This is a genomic window from Microtetraspora glauca, from assembly GCF_040656155.1.
Lineage (GTDB): Bacteria > Actinomycetota > Actinomycetes > Streptosporangiales > Streptosporangiaceae > Microtetraspora > Microtetraspora glauca.
In genome coordinates, this window is the sequence record NZ_JBFALK010000002.1 from 527,371 (window position 1) to 547,440 (window position 20,070).

The 20,070-nt window shown below is 68.8% G+C and carries 16 protein-coding genes; 7 read left to right on the plus strand and 9 right to left on the minus strand.

Annotated features, from left to right (window positions below):
* Positions 1 to 38 precede the first annotated feature (38 nt).
* Entirely contained in the window at positions 39 to 2,012 is a 1,974-nt protein-coding gene (locus AB0I59_RS05610; protein WP_061255431.1) for an ATP-dependent DNA helicase, read from the minus strand.
* A gap of 236 nt (positions 2,013 to 2,248) precedes the next feature.
* Here AB0I59_RS05610 and AB0I59_RS05615 point away from each other — a divergent pair, with 236 nt between their 5' ends.
* Positions 2,249 to 3,532, plus strand: coding sequence for a chromosomal replication initiator protein DnaA (locus tag AB0I59_RS05615; protein WP_358130368.1), 1,284 nt, complete (start codon positions 2,249 to 2,251; stop codon positions 3,530 to 3,532).
* 52 nt (positions 3,533 to 3,584) lie between these two features.
* Positions 3,585 to 5,174 carry a Na+/H+ antiporter gene (locus AB0I59_RS05620; RefSeq protein ID WP_358130371.1) on the plus strand — a complete coding sequence of 530 codons (1,590 nt, stop codon included), beginning with the start codon at positions 3,585 to 3,587 and terminating at the stop codon, positions 5,172 to 5,174.
* 23 nt (positions 5,175 to 5,197) lie between these two features.
* Here the strand turns inward: AB0I59_RS05620 and AB0I59_RS05625 are convergent, their stop codons facing one another.
* Positions 5,198 to 5,455: a UBP-type zinc finger domain-containing protein gene (locus AB0I59_RS05625; RefSeq protein WP_358130373.1), complete on the minus strand. Its 258-nt coding sequence runs from the start codon at positions 5,453 to 5,455 to the stop codon at positions 5,198 to 5,200.
* A 221-nt stretch (positions 5,456 to 5,676) separates the two neighbouring features.
* Here AB0I59_RS05625 and AB0I59_RS05630 point away from each other — a divergent pair, with 221 nt between their 5' ends.
* Both AB0I59_RS05630 and AB0I59_RS05635 read left to right on the plus strand, forming a co-directional pair.
* Positions 5,677 to 6,009 carry a YidH family protein gene (locus AB0I59_RS05630; RefSeq protein WP_061255435.1) on the plus strand — a complete coding sequence of 111 codons (333 nt, stop codon included), beginning with the start codon at positions 5,677 to 5,679 and terminating at the stop codon, positions 6,007 to 6,009.
* Positions 6,006 to 6,374 (plus strand): YidH family protein, encoded by a 369-nt coding sequence (locus AB0I59_RS05635; RefSeq protein WP_358130376.1) that lies wholly within the window; start codon positions 6,006 to 6,008, stop codon positions 6,372 to 6,374. The genes AB0I59_RS05630 and AB0I59_RS05635 overlap by 4 nt, the downstream gene beginning before the upstream one ends.
* Before the next feature lie 145 nt (positions 6,375 to 6,519).
* On the opposite strand, the gene AB0I59_RS05640 is transcribed toward AB0I59_RS05635, so the two are convergent.
* Positions 6,520 to 7,632, minus strand: coding sequence for a ferritin-like domain-containing protein (locus tag AB0I59_RS05640; RefSeq protein ID WP_358130379.1), 1,113 nt, complete (start codon positions 7,630 to 7,632; stop codon positions 6,520 to 6,522).
* Between the two features lie 87 nt (positions 7,633 to 7,719).
* Here AB0I59_RS05640 and AB0I59_RS05645 point away from each other — a divergent pair, with 87 nt between their 5' ends.
* The gene (locus tag AB0I59_RS05645; protein WP_061255437.1) at positions 7,720 to 8,370 is read left to right on the plus strand and encodes a TetR/AcrR family transcriptional regulator C-terminal domain-containing protein; all 651 of its coding nucleotides are present in this window, start codon (positions 7,720 to 7,722) and stop codon (positions 8,368 to 8,370) included.
* A gap of 144 nt (positions 8,371 to 8,514) precedes the next feature.
* On the opposite strand, the gene AB0I59_RS05650 is transcribed toward AB0I59_RS05645, so the two are convergent.
* The 3 genes from AB0I59_RS05650 to AB0I59_RS05660 form a co-directional block, all read right to left on the minus strand.
* Positions 8,515 to 12,114, minus strand: a complete 3,600-nt coding sequence (locus tag AB0I59_RS05650; protein WP_061255438.1) for a DUF4082 domain-containing protein — start codon at positions 12,112 to 12,114, stop codon at positions 8,515 to 8,517.
* A gap of 222 nt (positions 12,115 to 12,336) precedes the next feature.
* On the minus strand, positions 12,337 to 14,433 hold the full coding sequence (locus AB0I59_RS05655; protein WP_358130383.1) for a DUF4082 domain-containing protein: 2,097 nt from the start codon (positions 14,431 to 14,433) through the stop codon (positions 12,337 to 12,339).
* A 675-nt stretch (positions 14,434 to 15,108) separates the two neighbouring features.
* Complete coding sequence (locus tag AB0I59_RS05660; protein WP_358130386.1) at positions 15,109 to 15,684, minus strand: aggregation-promoting factor C-terminal-like domain-containing protein; 576 nt, start codon at positions 15,682 to 15,684, stop codon at positions 15,109 to 15,111.
* A gap of 447 nt (positions 15,685 to 16,131) precedes the next feature.
* On the opposite strand from AB0I59_RS05660, the gene AB0I59_RS05665 reads away from it, so the two are divergent.
* Positions 16,132 to 16,623: a glutathione peroxidase gene (locus AB0I59_RS05665; protein ID WP_061255441.1), complete on the plus strand. Its 492-nt coding sequence runs from the start codon at positions 16,132 to 16,134 to the stop codon at positions 16,621 to 16,623.
* Positions 16,624 to 16,654: 31 nt separating this feature from the next.
* On the opposite strand, the gene AB0I59_RS05670 is transcribed toward AB0I59_RS05665, so the two are convergent.
* Complete coding sequence (locus AB0I59_RS05670) at positions 16,655 to 17,662, minus strand: LacI family DNA-binding transcriptional regulator (protein WP_061255442.1); 1,008 nt, start codon at positions 17,660 to 17,662, stop codon at positions 16,655 to 16,657.
* Between the two features lie 223 nt (positions 17,663 to 17,885).
* Here AB0I59_RS05670 and AB0I59_RS05675 point away from each other — a divergent pair, with 223 nt between their 5' ends.
* The gene (locus AB0I59_RS05675; RefSeq protein WP_061255443.1) at positions 17,886 to 19,106 is read left to right on the plus strand and encodes an ABC transporter ATP-binding protein; all 1,221 of its coding nucleotides are present in this window, start codon (positions 17,886 to 17,888) and stop codon (positions 19,104 to 19,106) included.
* Positions 19,107 to 19,233: 127 nt separating this feature from the next.
* On the opposite strand, the gene AB0I59_RS05680 is transcribed toward AB0I59_RS05675, so the two are convergent.
* Complete coding sequence (locus AB0I59_RS05680; RefSeq protein ID WP_228641948.1) at positions 19,234 to 19,383, minus strand: hypothetical protein; 150 nt, start codon at positions 19,381 to 19,383, stop codon at positions 19,234 to 19,236.
* Positions 19,384 to 19,399: 16 nt separating this feature from the next.
* Complete coding sequence (locus tag AB0I59_RS05685; RefSeq protein ID WP_082776837.1) at positions 19,400 to 20,023, minus strand: class E sortase; 624 nt, start codon at positions 20,021 to 20,023, stop codon at positions 19,400 to 19,402.
* Between the last annotated feature and the right edge of the window lie 47 nt (positions 20,024 to 20,070).

Below are 20,070 nucleotides of genomic sequence, written 5' to 3' on the forward strand. Positions count from 1 at the left end.
TCTCAGGATGCTCCCGGCGGCCGTACGGCGGGCGGGACTCAGGCGGTGAGGCGGCGCAGGGCCTCCCGTACCTTCGCCGGGTCGGTGGTGCGCCAGAACGGGGGCAGCGAGCCCAGCAGGAAGCCGCCGTACCGCGCGGTGGCCAGCCGGGGGTCGAGGACGGCGACGACGCCCCGGTCGGTCATCGACCGCAGCAACCGGCCCGCACCCTGGGCGAGAAGCAGCGCGGCGTGCGTGGCCGCGACGCTCATGAAGCCGTTCCCGCCCTTGGCCGCGATGTGCCGCTGCCGGGCCGAGGCGAGCGGGTCGTCCGGACGTGGGAACGGGATCCGGTCGATGATCACGAGTGTGAGCGAGGGGCCGGGGACGTCCACGCCCTGCCACAGGGACAGCGTGCCGAACAGGCAGGTCGCCGGATCGGCCGCGAACTGCTTGACCAGCAGTGACGTGGAGTCGTCGCCCTGGCAGAGCAGCGGCACGTCGAGCCGCTCGCGCAGCGCCTCGGTGGCGGCCTTGGCGGCCCGCATCGAGGAGAACAACCCCAGGGTCCGCCCGCCCGCCGCCTCGATCAGCTCGGTGATCTCGTCGAGGTACGCCTCCGGAAGGCCGTCGCGGCCCGGCTGCGGGAGATGTTTGGCGACGTACAGGATGCCGCTGCGCGGGTGGTCGAACGGCGAGCCGACGTCGAGGCCGGTCCAGTCGTCGTCGCGGAGGCCCCATTGGCGGGCCATGCCGTCGAAGGAGCCGCCGAGGGCCAGCGTGGCGCTGGTGAGGATCACCGTGCGGTCGCCGAACAGCTTGTCGCGAAGCATGCCGCCCACGGACAGCGGGGCCACCCGGAGCGTCGGCGGCACCCTGCCGTGCCCGGCGTCCAGCCAGACCACCTCGGCGCGGTCCGCCTCGGACTCGGCGCCGAACGCGTCGAGCATGCGTTGCGCGGTGTCGTGGGTCTCGTCGAGCGCCATGAACGCCGCCTTGCGCGCCCCCGCGTTGTCGGGATCGTCCTTGTCCTTGTTGCGCGGCCCGAGGGCGGTGATGCAGGCGAACGCGGCGTCCCTGACGAGCGCGAGGGTGAGCCCGAGCGACTGGGGGAGATCGTCGACCCGCCCGGGCGGCGCCGCCGCGAGGAGGGCGCCGAGATCCTCGCCCGCCTCCTTCAGCCGGTCGGCCACACCCTGCTCGACGAGCCTGCCCGCCCGGCGGACCGCCAGGGCGACACCGGCCTCCGACAGCTCGTCGGTGACCACCGAGGTCACCCGGTCGACCAGCTCGTGCGCCTCGTCGACCACCACGACGTCGTGCTCGGGCAGGACGGGGAAGTCCTCCATCGCGTCGATCGCCAGCAGCGCGTGGTTGGTGACCACGACGTCCGCCTCGCCCGCGCGCTGCCTGGCCAGCTCGGCGAAGCACTCGGCGCCGCTCGGGCAGCGCTGCGCGCCCAGGCATTCCTTGGCGTGCACCGAGAACTGTCGCCAGGCCAGGTCGCTGACGCCGGGGACCAGCTCGTCCCGGTCGCCGGTCTCGGTCTCGTTCGCCCACTCCTGGATCCGCTGGACCATCCGCCCGGTGGCGCTCACCTCACGCGGGTCGAAGAGCTGGTCGTCCTCGTCGTCGGGCATGCCGGCGCCGGTCTTGTGGCGGCAGAGGTAGTTGCGCCGGCCCTTGAGGATCGCGAACTCGGGCTTGTGCGGCAGATGCTGCTCCAGCGTGTCCGCCAGCCGGGGCAGGTCGCGATCGACGAGCTGGCGCTGCAGCGCGATCGTCGCGGTCGACACGACGATGGCGTCGCCGGTCTCCATGGCGTGCCTGATCGCGGGGACGAGGTAGGCGAGGGACTTGCCGGTGCCGGTGCCCGCCTGGACGGCCAGGTGCCGGTCGCCCTCCACGGCCTCCTGCACGGCTCGCGCCATCGTGACCTGACCGGGCCGCTCGGCGCCCCCGAGGCCGGTCACCGCCGCGGTGAGCAGCTCGTCGACAGGGGGCAGCGCGATCTTGGAGTCAGTGGATGGCACGGGAGAACGCTACCCGCTGCCGCCGACATTCGTTGCGTGACCGCGTCGGCACATCCCGGCGTTCCCGGTCCGGCCGAGCGAGCCGCATGGCACACTGGCGAGCATGCCCCTGATGGTCAAAAGTGATCTACCCGGTGGGGCGCGGGGGGTCCGGGACGGCACTGGAACTGGCGTTTCTGTAGGGATTCCCGTGGTCGAGTGGACGGATAAGGGCAGGTAAAGGCACTATGTCTGCCATGTCGGAAGTTGTCCCACTGCCATCGTTCGGTGAGGTGTTCTTTGACGCCCGCGGCCAGGACCGCGTTCTCCGGGTCACCTGGCACGAGGGAACGCTCGTCCTGAGCCTCTGGCGGGGCGAGATGTGCACCGCGAGTTTCCGCATGCCCATGGACGACGTCGGACGCCTCATCGACACCCTCGATGACGGCTTCACCGAGGCCGGCGGCCAGTACGCCGACGACCCGGGGACCGGCCCGCTGCACCAGGTCGACACGGGCCGGTTCGACGCGGGGGAGTACCCCGGAACCGGCCAGTACACCCGCCCGCAGCTCACCGAGCCGCCCGCGCAGGGATACCCGCCCCAGCAGGGCCAGGGAGGGTACGCCCAGCCCGGCCAGGGCGCCGTGCCGTACCAGCCGGAGCCGCAGGCTCCCGCCTACGCGCAGGCCGGCCCGGACGGCGGCTACGGCCGACCCGACGGTTACGGTCAGGACGATTACGGCCAGGCGGACGGTTACGGCCAGGCGGACGCCGGCTACGGGCACCCGGACGCCGGCTACGGCCCGGACCAGGGCTACGGCCAGCCGGATCAGGGCTACGGTCCCGACCAGGGCTACGGCCAGCAGGACGGCGGTTATCCGCAGGCCGGGCCGGACTACGGCAGGCCCGCCCAGGACTACGGCCAGCAGGACCCCGACTACGGCCAGCCGGTGCCGTACCAGCAGGAGCCCGCGCCGGCCGCCCTCGGCCCGAACGACGTGCTGGTGGCCAGGGGCGCGCCCGGCGGCCGGGACCGGCGTGGCGCCTCCTCGGGCGACAGCGTCCCCAGGGAGAACATGATCGTGGGCGACTCCCTGCCCTACGAGCCGTCCCCGGGTTCCTACGGCCAGTACGAGACCGGCCAGGGGCAGTACGACCCGGGCTACGAGAGGGGCCAGTACGACCAGGGGGCGCGGTCCTACGACGCGGCGCCCCGGCCCGCCGACTCCTCTGGGGGCTCGTACGACCCGGGGGAGCCGGTGTACCAGTTCCCCTCTCCGGTGCCGGGACGGCCGGCGTACCGGTTCGACCCCGAGCCCTACCCCCAGCAGGGGCAACACCAGGGCCAGCAACACCAGGGCCAGCAGCAGCCGGGTCAGCAGCCGCCGCATCAGGGGGTGGATCCGAACGATCCGCTTGGCCTCGGCACGTCACCGGCGCGCCAGACCGACCCCTCCCTGACCCGGCCGTACGTGCAGGATCCGGTTTACACGACCGGCGAGCGGCTGCGTCCGGAACAGCGGGACGAACGCGACTGGTGATCGGGGGACCGCCCGGAGCTCGTGACGGCCGCGCGGGTACGCTCGACCGTTGATGGATATCTCGACGGCGGCCGGACTGGTCCTGCTGGCCACCGGCGCCCTCGTGGTGGCCGCGATCGCCAGGAGACGGGACCTTTCGGCGCCTCTGCTGCTGGTGATGGCCGGGCTGGCCCTGTCGTACGTCCCGGGAGTGCCCGAATACCGGCTCGACCCCGAGATCGTCCTGGTGGTGTTCCTCCCGCCGCTGCTGTACTCGGCCGCGCTGGACAGCTCCTACCTGCGGCTGCGCGACACCAAGCGGGCGGTGGGCCTGCTGTCGGTGGGCCTGGTGCTGTTCACCACCGCCGTGATCGGCCTGGTCGCGCACGCGATGATCCCGGAACTGCCGCTCGCCGCCGCCTTCGCGCTGGGCGCGATCGTGGCACCGCCGGACGCGGTCGCCGCGGTCGCCATCGGCCGCAGGCTCGGCCTGCCGCGCAGACCGCTCACGATCCTTATCGGCGAGAGCCTGTTCAACGACGCCACCGCGCTCACGGCGTTCCGGGTCGCGGTCGGCGCGGTGGTCGGGACGGGTGTCGGGCTTCTCGAAGCGGGTGGGGAGTTCCTCTACGCCGCCGGGGTCGGCGTGGCCATCGGCCTCGCCATCGCCTACGCCGCCGGGCTCCTGTTCCGGAGGCTCACCGACGCGCTCGTGACCAACGCCACGTCCCTGCTCCTGCCGTACGGCGCGTACCTGGCGGCGGAGTCCGCGCACGCCTCCGGCGTGATCGCGGTCGTGATCGTGGGACTGTATCTCGGCCACCGGCTGAGCCATACGTCGTACGGGACCCGGCTCATCTCCAACGCGGTCTGGCAGGTCGCCGACTTCATCCTGGAGTCGATCGTCTTCATCCTCATCGGGCTCCAGCTCCGCCCGATCGTGCTCGGGCTGTCGGGTGAGCCCCTCGGCCGGATCCTGACGTACGCGCTGGTCCTGCTGCTGGTGGCGGTGGCGGCGCGGGTGGTCTGGATGATCCCCTCGACGTACCTGCCGAGGATCCTGTCCAAGCGGATCAGGCGGCGCGAGCCGAACCGGCCGCCGTGGCGGCACGTGGTGGTCCTGAGCTGGGCGGGCATGCGCGGCGTGGTCTCGCTCGCCGCCGCGTTCGCCCTGCCGCAGGACTTCCCCCGGCGCAACCTGCTGCTGTTCGTGACCTTCGTCATCGTGATCGGCACTCTGGTCGTTCAGGGGTTGTCCTTCCCCTGGCTGATCAGGAAGCTGGGCGTGTCGAACGAGCGCGAGCGCTACCAGGACGACCTGCACGAGGCCGCGGCGCAGCAGGCCGCCGCCGACGCGGCGCTGGCCAGGCTGGACGAGATGGTCGCCGACGGCGTGCTCGACGTTCACGAGGAGGTCATCACGATCCTGCGCGACCGTGCCGAGCGCAAGGCGCTGCACGCGTGGGAGCGGCTGGGCGGCGGCACCGGCCCGGAGGGTGAGGAGACGCCCGCGTCGCTCTACCGCCGCCTGCGCCGGGAGATGATCGACACGGAGCGAGAAGTGATCATCCGGCTCCGGGACGAGCGCCGCATCGACGACGAGGTGCTCCGGCGGATGATGCAGGAGCTCGACTTCGAGGAGGCGACCCTGGTCCGGGACTGACCGGCAGGTCCCATCACGCCGGGTCAGGCCATCAGATTGTCCAGGTAGCACCAGCGCCAGCTCTCGCCGGGCTGGAACGAGACGATGACCGGATGCCCGGTGTCCCGGAAATGGGCGGTGGCGTGCCGTCCGGGCGAGGAGTCGCAACATCCGATGTGCCCGCAGTCCAGGCACTTGCGCAGGTGGACCCAGTGCGCCCCCGATGCAAGGCACTCCTCGCACCCCTGCGGGGTCACCGCCGGCGGACTGCCCGCGGTCTCCAGATGTTCGCACGATGCCATGGGGTTCCACCCTTTCCTCAGGTTCAGGTCTCTCGGGGTCCCGGATCTTCGGGGTCTCCCATGCATCTCCGGCGAGATCTCGAGCGATCCTGTTCGTGAGCCGCCGAAAAGGCGTGCTCGCGCGTCTTCAGCCTAGGTGCCGCCGTTCCCGGGAACATGCCTCCCCGTTTCCGGCATTCCACCATAACTAAGGGGAAATACGGCAAAATATCCTGTGTTTCATGGATGGGCACGAACCGGACCCTCGCTTCACGCTGGCCAACGAGCGGACGTTCCTCACCTGGCTCAGCACCTCGCTCGCGATGAGCGCGGGCGGCATCGCGATGGCGGCGGTGCCGGCGAACATCTTCGTGGACTGGGTCAAGACGCTGCTCGCCGTCGTGCTCGTGGTGCTGTCCGCGGTGACCGCGATCATGGCCTATCCCCGCTGGCGGCGCGTCCAGCGGGCGATGCGCCGCCAGGAGCCGCTCCCGCCGCCCACACTCGCGCCCCTGTTCGGGTACGGCGTGGCGGGGGTGGCGATCATCGCCCTCGTACTGATCCTGCTGGCATGAAACGTCGTGAGACCGGCCCCTCCGGGAAAGACTCCGACCCGACCATGGCGAGATGGGACGAGGGGCTCCAGAACGAGCGCACCCGGTTGGCGTGGGTCCGCACCGGCGTCGCGCTGTGTTCGCTCTCCCTCGTCGCCGTCGGCGTCGCCGTACGGCACGGCATGGGCGGCGTCGAGTTGGCCGCCTTCGCCTTCGGCGCCCTCTGCGGCACCGCGCTCCTCGCCCGGGTCAGCGTTCGCTTCCAGCGCCTCCAGCGGGCGCTGCACCTCGGGCACCCGCTGGACTTCATGACCGACGCGCTGCTCGCGTGGTGGGGCGTCCTGGCCGTCGTGGCGGGCGCCGTGATCTTCGTCGTGTCCGCGTGAGCCCGGCGCCCGGCGGGCCCGCCGATCTCCCGAACGTTTCAGCCCTCGCGTAGCTTCGACCTGCGGCGACGGGGGCCGCGGCCGATATCGGCGCCTGGCCGCGCCCGCGTGACCAGGGTGCAAGGAGCCGCTCGGACACGGGGGATCAGTCGGCGGCCAGCGCGATGGTCGCGGCGACCTCCTCGTGCCGCTCGGTCTCCTCCTGGGCGAACCGCTCCGCGTCGAGCTTGTCGGCGATCTCCTCGTCCTGCCTCATCAGAGCCTCAAGGCTCTGCCCGGCCATGTCGAGGACGCCCATGTCGGCGTACGCCTGCTGCAGGCGCGGGCTCCACAGGCCGATGTCCTTGACGCACGGCACGATCCGGCTGAACAGCAGCGAGCGGAACAGCTTGAGGTAGTCCGACTCGTCGACGCACCGCATCGCCTCGTCGACCTCCTGCCTGGACAGGTCGAGGGCCTCCCACGTCTCACGGCCGCGCAGGCGGTCGCGCATCAGGTAGCAGCCTTCGATGACGAAGTCCTCGCGCTCGCGCCGCTCGGCCTCCGACAGGTTCTTGTAGTAGTCGCGCAGCGCCATCCGGCCGAACGCGACGTGCCTGGCCTCGTCCTGCATCACGTACGCGAGGATCTGCTTGGGCAGCGGCTTGGTGGTGATGTCGCGCATCACGCCGAACGCGGCGAGCGCGAGGCCCTCGATCAGCACCTGCATGCCGAGGTAGGGCATGTCCCAGCGGGAGTCGTTCAGCGTGCTGTCCAGCAGGGCCTTGAGATGTTCGTTGATCGGGTAGGCCAGCCCGACCTTCTCCTTGAGGAACCGGGCGTAGGTCTCGGCGTGCCGGGCCTCGTCCATCGTCTGGGTGGCGGCGTAGAACTTCGAGTCCAGGTCCGGCACCGACTCCACGATGCGGGCCGAGCAGATCATCGCTCCCTGCTCGCCGTGCAGGAACTGGGAGAACTGCCAGGCCGCGCCGTGCAGGCGGACGTCCTGGCGCTGCTTCTCGCCCATCCGCTCCCACAAGGGGGTGCCGTAGATCGCGATCGTGTTGTCGGGGATACCGAGAACGTTGTACGGGTCGACTTCGAGGTCCCAGTCGATGCGTTTGACCGAGTCCCACTGCTTGTCCTTGCCCTTCTGGTAAAGGGCGAGCATGCGGTCCCGGCCGTCATCGTATTCCCAGGTAAACCTGGAAGAACCGGTCATCTCCACGTCCCACGTGGAGAGCTCGGCGGGGATGGTGTAAAGCTCGTGGGTCGACACCTTGACCTCCCGTCTACGTACACCGTACGTACGTCACCGTGTCACGTACGCTGTACGTCGTCAATGGCCTGGGGGAGAATCGGTTCCATGTCCACCCTGAACCGGGCGAGGATCGTCGCCGCCGCCGTGGATCTCATCGAGCGCGAGGGCGCCGACGCGATCTCGATGCGCAGGATCGCCGCCGAGCTCGGCGTCGGGGTGATGTCCCTCTACAACCACGTGCCGAACAAGTCGGCCCTGCTGGACGGCGTGGCCGAGGCGGTGCTCTCGGAGATCGAGTTCACCGACGACCCGTCCGCCCATTGGACCGATCGGGTCCGCATCCAGGCGCGGGCGTTCCGGCAGATCGCCCATCACTACCCGCGCTCCACGATGGTCGTGGTGAGCCGCCAGCTCCGGTCCCCGGCGGGGATGCTCCCGGCCGAGCGCGCCCTGGCCACCCTGCGCGACGCGGGCTTCGAGGGCGGGGAGGCGGTGCGGATGTTGCGCATGTTCATCGCCTACATCGTCGGCTCGCTGCTCCGCGAGGTCGGTGTGACGCCGACCTTCGCCCCCGTACGCCCGGACGCTCCGGTGGCAGAGGCCGATCCCGCCCTGTTCCCCGAGCTCAGCGCCCGCGCGCAGGAACTCGGCGCGTGCGATCACGAGGCGGAGTTCGAGTTCGGGCTGGAGCTGCTCGTCCAGGCCATGGCCGTACGGCTCGGCGAGCGCGGGCTGTCCGGCCACGAGACGGCGTGACATCACCCGGAATGCTCATGACCACCGGTTCTCGACGGACTCGAAGGTCACGCCGAGGCCGGCGCGTCGTCCCGGTACCGGCGGCCGGTCCTGCCGGCCGGCCGCCGCGAGGCGATGCCGGCCGACAGGATCCACGTCGAGACCTCAATAGACGTCGAAGACGACGTCGACCCAGTAGTTGGTGGCTTGGAAGGTGTTGGTCGGGAAGGTGTTCGTCGCGCTGTAGGCGTATACGCCGTTGCCGCCCTGTGCGCCGTCCGCGAGCCCGATGAGCGGCTCGTTCGTGTATTGCGTGGTGAAGTACGGCCGGGTCACGGAGTAATAGCCGGACGTCGTGTGGTAGGAGGCGACGTACGTGGTGCCGGCGGAAACGGGGACAGGTGTCAGGAAGAACACCTGCTGCCAGCCGGAGGCGGTCTCCCCGAAGGACGTCGTGCTCGCGAGCAGCTGCCCGTCGCTCGTCCAGAGACTCACGGTGTGGGTCCCCGTGTTCAGCGGCCCCTTGTAGAACCGGATGCCCCGGATGCTTCCGCCGGTGATCGATGAGAATTTCACGCCGAGCGCCACGGGCTGCGGGTCGGGTTGGGTCACGACGGCCGGAACCGTCCCGTTGTCCCACAGGCTGGCCGAGGGTACGAACATCACGTCGACCCAGTAGTTGGTGGCCTGGTAGGTGTTGCTCGGGAAGGTGTTCGTCGCGCCGTAGGCGTATACGCCGTTGCCGCCTTGATCGCCGTCCTGCGGACTGACGAGCGCCCCGTTGGCGTACGCGTCAGTGAAATAGGAGTTATTTGTCGAATAATGGCCCGACGGCGCCAAGTAAGAGACGATATAGGTGGTGTTGGCGACGATCGACACGGGGGCTGAGAAGGTCACCTGCTGCCAACCCGAAGCCGATTCATTGGTGAACGTCGCGCTGGCGAGCTGCTGTCCGGTGCTCGTCCACAGGCTTCCGATGTGGGTTCCCGTGTTCTGGGGGCCTTTGTAGAAGCGGATGCCGGTGACCATGCCACTCGTGACCGCCTGGAACTTGACGCCGAGCGTCACGGACTGGGAGTCCGGACTCGACAGAACCGCGGGGACGAACGTGTCGTCCCACAGGCTGTCCATCGGTACGAACAATACGTCCACCCAGTAATTGCTGGATTGGAAGGTATTGGTCGGGAACGAGCTGGTCGATCCGTAGCTGTAGACGCCGTTGCCGCCGCCCGCGCCGTCCGCGAGGGCCGTGAGCGGCCCGTTCGTGTGCGGGGTGGTGAAATATGGGCGCGTGAACGAATAGTGTCCCGACGGCGCGAAATATGAGGCGACATATGTCATCCCGGCCGTGACGGTGACAGGCGTGGCGAAGTTCACCTGCTGCCACCCGCTCGACGTCTCGTTGGTGAACGTCGCACTCGCCAGGAGCTGGCCGCTCGAACTCCAGAGATTGCCGGTGTGCGTTCCCGTGTTGAGCGCGCCCTTGTAGAACCGGATGCCCCTGATGACGCCCGCCTGGCTCGTCTGGAACCTGACCCCGAGTTCCACCGAGTTGGAGTCGGGGGAGGAGTCCACAGCGGGCACGTCGGTGGGTGCGAAGATCGTACAGGCGGTGCACGCCGTCACCACCGTGACGTTCAGCGTGGTGGGGGTGGTCTGGAGGTTGCCGATGTCGTCGACGGCCCGGACACTGATCGTCACGGGCCCGGCGGTCGTGGGCTGCCAGCGGTACTGCCAGCTTGAGCGACCCGTCGCCGGATTCCAGGTGGCGCCGCCGTCGACCGACACCTCGACACCCCCCACCACGCCGCCGCCGGTGTCGGAGGCCGTTCCCTGGATAACGGTGGTCGTCAGGGTGTCCACCGTGCTGCCGCTCGCCGGGCTGGTGATGGTGGACGTCGGGGGGCTGGTGTCCGTCGACGCGGTGGCCGGGACGAGCCCGGGCTGGAGGCTGGCCGGCTGGGCTCCCATGTCGGCGAAAAGGTTGACCGTGGCCTGCTGCATGTTGATGTCGGTGGGCGACCCGGCCCGGTCGTGCACGGCGTCGAGTCCCCATGCCCACTGGGTGGTCCCCGCCCCGAAGGTCAGTGCCTTGCTCGGGGCCTTGTACAGCGTCAGAGCGTGGGTCGCGGTGCCGGGGCCGAACGTGCTGCCGAAGTTGACCAGGTATGTGCTCGTCACGGTGACGGGCGTCCGCGAATACTTGACCGGGCCCGCGGGCTCCACCCCGTTGTTGGGTGTCACGTCCCATTCGTAGCCGAGCGTGCCGGCGGGGAAGACAGCGGTCTGGCCCGGCTGCAACGTCGCGATGGACGTGTTGCGCCACAGGCGCATGTCGCCGAACTCCGCGGGCACCGTTATCGAGTTGTTCGCCGTGCCGTTCACCCGGAACCAGGTGCCGGTCACGGCGTTCTCCGGCCGTCCGCCGTCCGAGGGAGGCGAGAAACGGGGGTCGCGCCAGGTACCGGTCCACTGCGTGCTCGGGTCGATCTTGGCGTTGGCCAGCGTCTCCTTGTAGCAGACGAGCGTACGGAAGGGCGTGGCCGACCCGTCGACGCTGGCCTCCCACCTTGTCTTCCAGAACATCTCGTTCCCCGAGAAGAAGGCGAGGTTGACGCCCTGGTTCTGGGCGGCCACGACATTGTTGCGCATCTCGTTGGACCAGTACTCGTCATGTCCGCTGGACATGTACATCTTGTGGGTGAGTAGCGCCGCCGGGCGCATGGCGGTGTCGACGTCCGTGGTGTAGCTGACGTCGTAGCCGTTGGCCTCGATCCATCGGATCATGGGGTACTCGGAGTCGAAGAAGTAGCCCTCCACCGAACCGTTGCAGCAGCTGCTGCCCCGCGTGGTGACCGGCCGGTTGTAGCTGACCTTGAAGGCGCGACCGGCGGAGGTGGGCGCCAGGTAGAGGCTCCCGCCTCCGAAGGTGTTGTACGCCTGCCAGGTGGCGTCGGAGGTCTGCAGCAGGATGTCCGATCCGCGCTCGTCGTCCCGCACCACGAAGATGATCTGGCTCGCCCCCGTTGTGCCGTCCGTCCTGACCAGGTTGGCGAGATAGACGCCCGAGACCGCGCTGGCGGGCACGGCCCATGAAGCCGACACGGCCCAGTTGCCGCAGTCGTACAACCCGGTCGACGTGTCGCTGACGCAGGCCGGCTGGGTCTGTGGCAGGGCCGCCGAGGGAGTGATGCTCGTGATCTGCCGCGCGCCGTCTCCCCCGTAGTAGCCGACGCGGTAGATGTCGACGCGATAGGCGGTCGCGTTCGTATTGACCTTGAACTGGACCGTCTGCCCGTGGTCGACGCTCATCTGTGTCGCGAAGCCCTGGATGTTGGTGCTACCCGCTCCAGGGATGTCCCACTGGCTCGGCGGAGTGCCGGGCAGGCTGTTCTCCAGGCAGATGATCGAGGTCGGCGGGCAGGCAGCACGGAGCTCCCGAGCGCTGACCGCTCGGCTCCTGGCCGCCGGACCTCTGCTCGTTCCGCCGATCTTCTTCGCCGAGCCGGTCTTGTGCGCCCGGGCGAGTGTCGTGGCGGAGCCGGCCGGGTGCGCCTGGGCGAGCGTCTTCGCGACCGCCGGAAGCGCGGTGCCGGCACCGGTCGTCGTGCTCGTGTGGAGGACGGGCCCGTCCTGCCTCGCCTTCTCTGCCGAGGAGGACGAGTCCAGCAGACCGATGACCATGATCAGGCCGAGTCCGAAGACGATCAGGCCCGCCCGGAGCAGGCGCCGGTCGGATGAGGGGTTTGTCGTAATGTTTGGCATGCGCATTCCTATTCGCACAGCCCGCCGCGGGTTCGGGTGAAAGGAAGCCAGCCAGGTCGGCGCCCTACGTGTGGTTTACGCGAGAAGATCGGCGAGTTTCCCGTAATGGGGACGGGGATCGGGGGTTTCTCTTGAAAGCCGTATTTTCGGTTGGCCGACCTGGGAACAGCAGGTCGAGGTGATGTGTGTGGAACCGTGAGGCCCGGCCGCGTCGGCGGGGTGTCAGCTGATGTCGAAGACCACGTCGACCCAGTAGTTGCTGGACTGATAGGTGTTCGTGGGGAACGTGTTGGTGGCGCTGTAGGTGTAGACGCCGTTTCCGCTCTGGTCGCCGTCCTGGAAGGCGATCAATGACTGGTTGCTGTACTGGGAGGTGAAGTAGGGGCGAGTTATTGAGTAGTTTCCGGATGTCGTGTGGTAAGAGGCGACGTAGGCGGTGTTTGCGGTGATGGCGACGGGGGTGGAGAAGTTCACCTGTTGCCAGCCGGACGCGGTCTCGTTGGTGGAGGTGGCGGTGGCGAGCTGCCGGCCGTCGATGGTCCATAGGCTCGCGGTGTGGGTGCCGGTGTTGAGCGGCCCCTTGTAGAAGCGGATGCCCCTGATCGTTCCGTTGACGACGGCCTTGAATTTCACGCCCAGCGCGACGGCCTGTGGGTCGCCCTGCGTCACGACCGCCGGGGTCGTGGAGTTGCTCCATAGGCTGGCGGACGAGACGAAGACCACGTCGACCCAGTAGTTGGTGGACTGGTAGGTGTTCGTGGGGAACGTGTTGGTGGCGCTGTAGGTGTAGACGCCGTTCCCGCCCTGGTCGCCGTCGGCCGGCCCGATGAGCGGGTCATTGTTGCGTGGGGACGCGAAGTAGGACCGAGTTGCCGAGTAATTTCCGGATGTCGTGTGGTACGACGCGACGTAGGTGGTGTTCGGGGTGATGGGGACGGGGGTGGGGAAGCTCATCTGTTGCCAGCCGGACGAGGTCTCGTTGGTGACGGTGGCGGTGGCGAGCTGCTGGCCGTCGGCGGTCCATAAGCTCGCGGTGTGGGTGCCGGTGTTGAGCGGCCCCTTGTAGAAGCGGATGCCGGCGACCGCTCCGGCCGTGGTCGCCTTGAACTTCACGCCGAGCACCACGGGCTGCGGGTCGTTGACCGACGCGACGGCGGGGGTCGCCGAGTTGTCCCAGAGCGATGCGGTCACCACCTGGGTGATCGGCGACGACTTGCTGGGGGCGAAGTGGATGATCGCCTCGTTGTCGGGCGTGTTCCCGCCCAGATAGACGGCCGTGATCGAGTGCTTACCCGCGGACAGCGACGACGTGGTGTACGTGACCGACCCGACGCTCTGGTCGTAGACGATCGCGAGCACCGTGGTTCCGTCTTTGAAGGCCACCTGTCCCGCGGGAACGATGGAGCCGCTGACCGCGTTGACGGTGGCCGTGAACGTGACCGGCTGCCCTTGCGCCGAGGGGTTCTGCGAGACGGTGAGCGTCGTGGTGGTCGGCGGGTCGTTCGGGACGATGACGAGGGTGCTCGGCAGGTCGTTGTTCGTGCCCTGGATCTGGACGTCCTCGGCCAGCGCGAGGACGCGGCCGAAGATCGACGCGCCGAAGGAGATCGTGGCGGTGGCCTGTGTGAGGACGTTGCCGCGGAACGTGCAGTTCTGGCCGAAGTTCGTGTCGCCGACGAACTCCCAGAACACGTTGTTCGCCTGAGCTCCGCCGACCAGGTCGATGTTGCTGACGTTCGCGGCGGCCAGCGTGTTGCCCCTGAAGATGAAGACCGCGTCCGGGTCGCTCTGCGCGTCGAGCGTCAGGGTGCCCGTGATCGTGAAATTGCCGCCTGACGTGGTGTAGAGACCCGGGGTCTTGGTCGTGCCGCCGAGCTCCGCGTTCACGTTCGTGGCCCCGGTTCGCCCGGCGATGTCGTTGTAGGCGGCTACGGCGTCGGACCTGGCGCTCGCGGCGTTAGCGTCGTTGGCATGGATGGTTCCGGTGACGGTGCCGGGAGGGAATCCGGCGATCGACCCACTCGGGCTGACCCCGAGGTTTCCCATGAGGCTGGTCTGGTTCACGTTTCTGACGAGCGTGGTGCCGAGGACGGCGTAGGACGACGCGGAGCCGATGCTCACCGGCGCCTGGACGGCGGCGGCGCTGTCGGACATGACGACGATCGTGCCCAGCGCGAGGACCGCGGCGATCCCTGCCGCGAGCAGCGGCCGGCGGCGGGCACGGATGGCACGCGGGATCAGCGTCCTCGCGTGCGCGTGGTGTGCGGGCTCCGCCGCGTCGGGCGTTTGATGCGGGGCGTCGCGATGAGATGCGGACATACGACTCAACTCTTCAATCTTTGCCGTGCCGGCTCTTCTGGCCGGGCGCCGATGGCTGCAGAGATATGAAAATGCGGCATTTGCCGTTTTTGACCACCGCCGCCCGGCGGAGAAGCTCTTCCATCGCGCCGCCCGCACGACTTCGGGAGAATTGCGGCGGTTGCGATTGACCACGACATTACCTCCGAGGAATCCCTGATCGCCAGAGGGTATGGTCATGGTCATTACGAGCTAGGAATTGTGAAATTTCCTGATATTTCGGCCTTTGTAGTGCCAGTTTCAGGTCTGGTCGCGTTTAACGACCTTGTCAATGGCACGATCATGGCAAGAGCGTGATCGTGCAAGAGGGGCTCCGGCGCGACCCCGGATAAGTTCCGTGGGGCTTCGTTATCGAGAGATGAACCCGGCCGGCGAATGGAGGGGGAGTCGATATCCGGCCGTAGCGCGGAATCGGCCCCGCTCGGCTCGGACGGAAAAGATCCACGCTGTGATCGACCTCGGCGGCCGGGGATCTCGAGGGCCCGGCGAGGAAAATCGAAATGCCGTGCGGATGCAGAGAAGCGCCCGGGCCGCGGCCCGGGCGCTTCACGAGGAGCGGTCCCTTCCCCTGGTCACTCCTCGGTCTCAGAGGTGTCCACCACGTCCACGAGCTTCAGATCATGACGTGCGGAACCGTCAGTACCAGTTGTTGGATTGGAAATGCCCCCACGCTCCGCACGGCGAGCCGTACCGGAGCCTGATGTACTTCAGCCCCCATCTGATCTGGGTCACCGGGTTGAACCGCCAGTCGACGCCGGTCCCGCTCATCTTGCTGCCGGGCAACGCCTGCGGGATGCCGTACGCCCCGGAACTCGGGTTCTCCGCCCGGTGGTTCCAGCCGCTCTCCCTCGTCCACAGGCTGTCCAGGCACTGGAACTGGGTGCCCGGCCATGATCGCCGGGCCACGAGGCGGAAGGCGTACGCCTTGTTGAGAATCGCGGGTGCCGCCGCGCTCACCCTGCGCTTGACGGCCTTGGCGCTGGTCCTCCAGACCGCGTTGTGCACCGTCGTTATCCCGCGTGCGGACATCGCGTCCGCCTGTTCGGCGGCCGCTTCGGCGGCCGCTTCGGCGGCCTCCGTCGTCGCCTGGTCGGTGGCCTGCGTGGCGGTCCGCTCGGTACTCGCGGCCGCGCCGCTTCCCGCGCCTCCGACCACGGAGACGGCGATGACCGCCGCCGCCGCGTTGCGCATGAGAACTCTGTTGCTGTCCAATTCGGTCCTTGTCGTCGGGTCGCGTGCGGAGGGGGCGCACTCGCGGTACGCCCGCCAGGCGGTCCAGCGCCCATGGCGTGGGCACGGCCGTCCGCTCGGCCTCACCGGATTCAACGTGCACTCCCGGGCAGGCGCCGCGACGGGTCCTTCAGCCGGATTGAAGTACGCCACCCCGCCCCGATCCGGTGAACTGCGACACGCTGCAGAAAGTTGTTTGCCGCTCCCGCGATGACTTCTGGAGCTCCCAAGAGGACCCGCTGGTCAGGTGCCGCCGCGGGCGGGGACGTCGGTTCCGGAAAATTGCCCGTGGCTTGGGGTTTGCCGCCCACACCCTGTCTGACCAGCGGATCCGTCCGCCGCACGACCGTCGCGTGGCATGCTCGCGACGGAACTTTTACCGCCTCCCGCCGCGTCCCGCCGAATGGTGTTCTGGGTAAAGTCAGCGCCATGAGCATTCTCGAGATTCCGGTTCGGACCCTGGACGGAGCGGCGACCACGCTCGGCGACATCCTCGGAGGCCGGGCGGCGCTGGTGGTCAACGTGGCGTCGAAGTGCGGGCTCACCCCGCAGTACGGCGGACTCGTCCGCCTCCAGGAAACCTACGGCGACCGCGGCTTCACGGTCGTCGGCGTGCCGTGCAACCAGTTCATGGGCCAGGAGCCCGGCTCCGCCGAGGAGATCCAGGAGTTCTGCTCCACGACCTACGGCGTGGACTTCCCCCTCCTGGAGAAGACCGACGTGAACGGCGACGACAGGCACCCGCTCTACGCGACCCTGACCGAGGTGTCCGACGCCGAGGGCGCCGCCGGCGACATCCAGTGGAACTTCGAGAAGTTCCTGGTGGACGGCGCGGGCGGGGTGGTCGCGCGGTTCCGGCCGCGTACCGAGCCCGAGGCGCCCGAGGTCGTCGAGGCGATCGAGAAGGTCACCACCGGCTGACGCGGCATTCTCGGCGGCATGGCGGCCGATGTCACTGGCGTGGCCTCCTGGGCCCGCAGCTGGCCCGTACGACGAGTTCGGAGGGCAGCATGACCGTGCGCGGCCTGCGCCCCTGCCGCAGGACCAGTTCCGCGGCACGGTAGCCGATGTCCTGGGCGGGCTGAGCGATCACCGTGAGCGGGGGAGAGCACAACTCGGCCCAGGGCACGTCGTCGAACATGATCAGTGAGACGTCGCGCGGGACGCGCACGTCCAGTTCCCTGGCGGCCAGGACGGCCGCCTCGCCCAGGATGTTGCCGCCGGTGAGCACGGCGGTGACGTCGGGGCGGCGCTGCAGCAGGCCCGCCGCCGCGGCGTAGGCCGAATCCCGGCTCGCTCGCGCGTGGACGACGAGTTCGTCCTCCACCGGCACGCCGAGCGCCTTGAGCGCGCCGGTGAACGCCGCCACGCGCTGCGACTGGCCGCGCCGGGCCAGGAAGGCGATCTTCCGGTGGCCGAGACCGGTCAGGTACTCCACCGCTGTCCGCACCCCGCCGCGGTCGTCGGCCAGCACGGCGGGCACGTCCGGCACGTCCGGCTCCGCCCTCCGGCTCGCGAAGACGACGTTCACCCCGGCGCGCAGCACCGGATCCCACGCGTCGCCGTCGCCGGACGGCACCGCGATGACCCGGTCCATGCTCTGCTCGATGAGCGTGCCGATCATCTCGCTCTCCCGCTCGGGATCGTCGCCGGTGACGCCGATCGTGACGGGCTCGCCGTACGAGCGGGCGCAGGACAGCACACCGTCGGCCAGCCGCGCGTAGAAGCTGTCGGTGATGTCGGGGACGAGCAGGCCGACGCCGCCGGTGCGCCGCTGGCGGAGGTTCCGGCCGAGCGCGCTCGGGTGGTAGTCGAGCCGCGCCGCCGCCGCCAGCACCTTCTCCCTGGTCTCGGCGCTCGCCGACCCGCCCGACAGCACCCGGGACACGGTCGCGACGCCCACACCCGCGGCCTCCGCCACATCCTTGATCGTCGTACGGCGCTGCACTGGCATCTGCATGGAAACGATTCCATCATCTTTCCATCGCCGTCGCCAGTCTCAGAATGGTAACGAGGCCCGTGTGACAAGCGGAATGAGTTGACAGGTCCCGATCTGTCCGCTGTGATTCTTGAAAACGTATCCACTTCCTGTGGTCATCCCCAGGAGAGGAAGCCCAGCCCGCATCGGGGGGACCCAGACTGCTGGACGGGGCGGAATCGTCAGGAAGCGACGAAGGACTGAGATGGCTTCTATCGTTCTGAACGGCGTCGACAAGATCTACGCGGGCGGCGTCAAGGCAGTGAACGGCCTGAACCTGGAGATCAGGGACGGCGAGTTCATGGTGCTGGTCGGCCCGTCCGGCTGTGGCAAGTCCACGGCCCTGCGCATGATCGCGGGCCTCGAGGACATCAGCGGCGGCGAGATCGTCATCGGCGACCGGGTGGTCAACCACCTGCCTCCGAAGGACCGCGACATCGCGATGGTGTTCCAGAACTACGCGCTCTACCCCCACATGACGGTCGAGGAGAACCTCGCCTTCGGCCTCAAGCTCCGCAAGATGCCCAAGGCCGAGATCGCCAAGCGGGTCAACGAGGCCGCCAAGATGCTCGGCCTGGAGCAGTACCTCAAGCGCAAGCCGGCCGCCCTCTCCGGTGGCCAGCGCCAGCGTGTCGCCATGGGCCGCGCCATCGTCCGCGAGCCGCAGGCGTTCCTGATGGACGAGCCGCTGTCCAACCTGGACGCCAAGCTCCGCGTCTCCATGCGCGCCTCGCTGAACCAGCTCCACGAGCGCCTCGGCGTCACCACGGTCTACGTCACCCACGACCAGGTCGAGGCCATGACCCTCGGCGACCGCGTCTGCGTCCTGCGCGACGGCCTGCTCCAGCAGGTCGACACCCCGCAGAACCTGTTCGACAACCCGGTCAACCTGTTCGTCGCGGGCTTCATGGGCTCGCCGTCGATGAACTTCACCTACGCCGAGCTGGTCAGGGACGGCAGCGGCGCCGCCGTCGCGTTCGCCGGCTACCGGCTCCCGGTCCCGGACTCCACCTTCGCGGAGAAGCCGGGCCTCGACCGCTACATCGGCAAGAAGATCATCCTCGGCATCCGCCCGTCCGACTTCGAGGACTCGGTCGCCGCGAACGGCAACGCCTCCGGCTGGGTCCGCCTCGCGGTCCGCGCGAACGTGACCGAGGAGCTGGGCTCCGAGATCAACGTGCTGTTCACGATCGACGCCCCGCCGGTCGAGCACAAGGACACCGTGGCCGCGCAGAACGACGGTGACGAGGAGGAGACGACCCTGCCGCTGGCCGGGGACAAGTCCCTGTGGACCGCCCGCGTCAACGCCCGCAGCCACGTCCGTCCCGGCCAGAACATCGACCTGGTCGTCGACACCCACAACCTGCACTTCTTCGACGTCGACTCCGGCCTGTCCATCGGACACGAGGCCAACGTCGGCCGCTGAGCCGCACGGCTCACCTTCCCGGGGCCCTCGCCGCCTTCCCCCTCTCGCGGCGAGGGCCTTCCGGCTTCCTCCGGACCTTCACGCGCGCCGGCGGCTCACCAGGGGACAGGGGCGCCGGCGGGCAGGGTCACCAGGGCTGGTCGACGGGCACCCGGGGCGCCAGCCAGGGGAACACGACGTACCAGAGCAGGCCCGCCGCGATGCCGATGAGCAGCAGGAAGACGACGAGCCGAGCCGCGGTGCCGCCGGGCAGCCGCCGCCAGATGAATCCGTACATGTCGGCCTCTCCCGGTTCAGGTGCGGCGTTCTCGGTCGGCGAGCACGCCGTGGACGATCAGGCGCTCGCTGGCGGAGTACATCGGATTGCATGTGGTCAAGGTGATCAGCGCCTTCGAGGGCGGTTCGGAGGGGTGGCCCGGCACCGGGGCGATGACGTCCAACCGGGTGGGGAGGACGACCTCCTTGCGGGTGACCCGGTAGGTGTACCGGGCCTCGTGGGTGTCCACCACGATGTCGTCACCGCGTCGCAACTCTCCGATGCGGTTGAACGGCGCCAAATACGTTGTCCGGTGCCCTGAGACGACGAAATTTCCTGTCTGTCCGGGCAATGCCGTGCCGGGATAGTGGCCGGGACCCTCGCGCAATGCCTCGGCGTCCACGCCCTCGACGATGGCGAACGTGTAATCGGGACCCAGTCGGGGGATGCGGAGCAACGCGAGTGCGCTGCCGAGTCTGATCCTCCCGAGGCTCCTTTTGCCGTTCTTCTCGTGAATCTCCTGCTCGAACTGCTGTTGCAGGACGCGTTGGTGCCGCTCGGTGTAGGAGCCGGTGCCCCAGAGCAGATACGCGCAGAACATCAGCAGGACGACCCCGGCGGTGACGCCGATCTCGCAGACGACTCGGAGAGCCGCCCTCACGGCGCTGTGGGTTTCGGCTGGTCACACACGCATCGAGTATCGCCGGA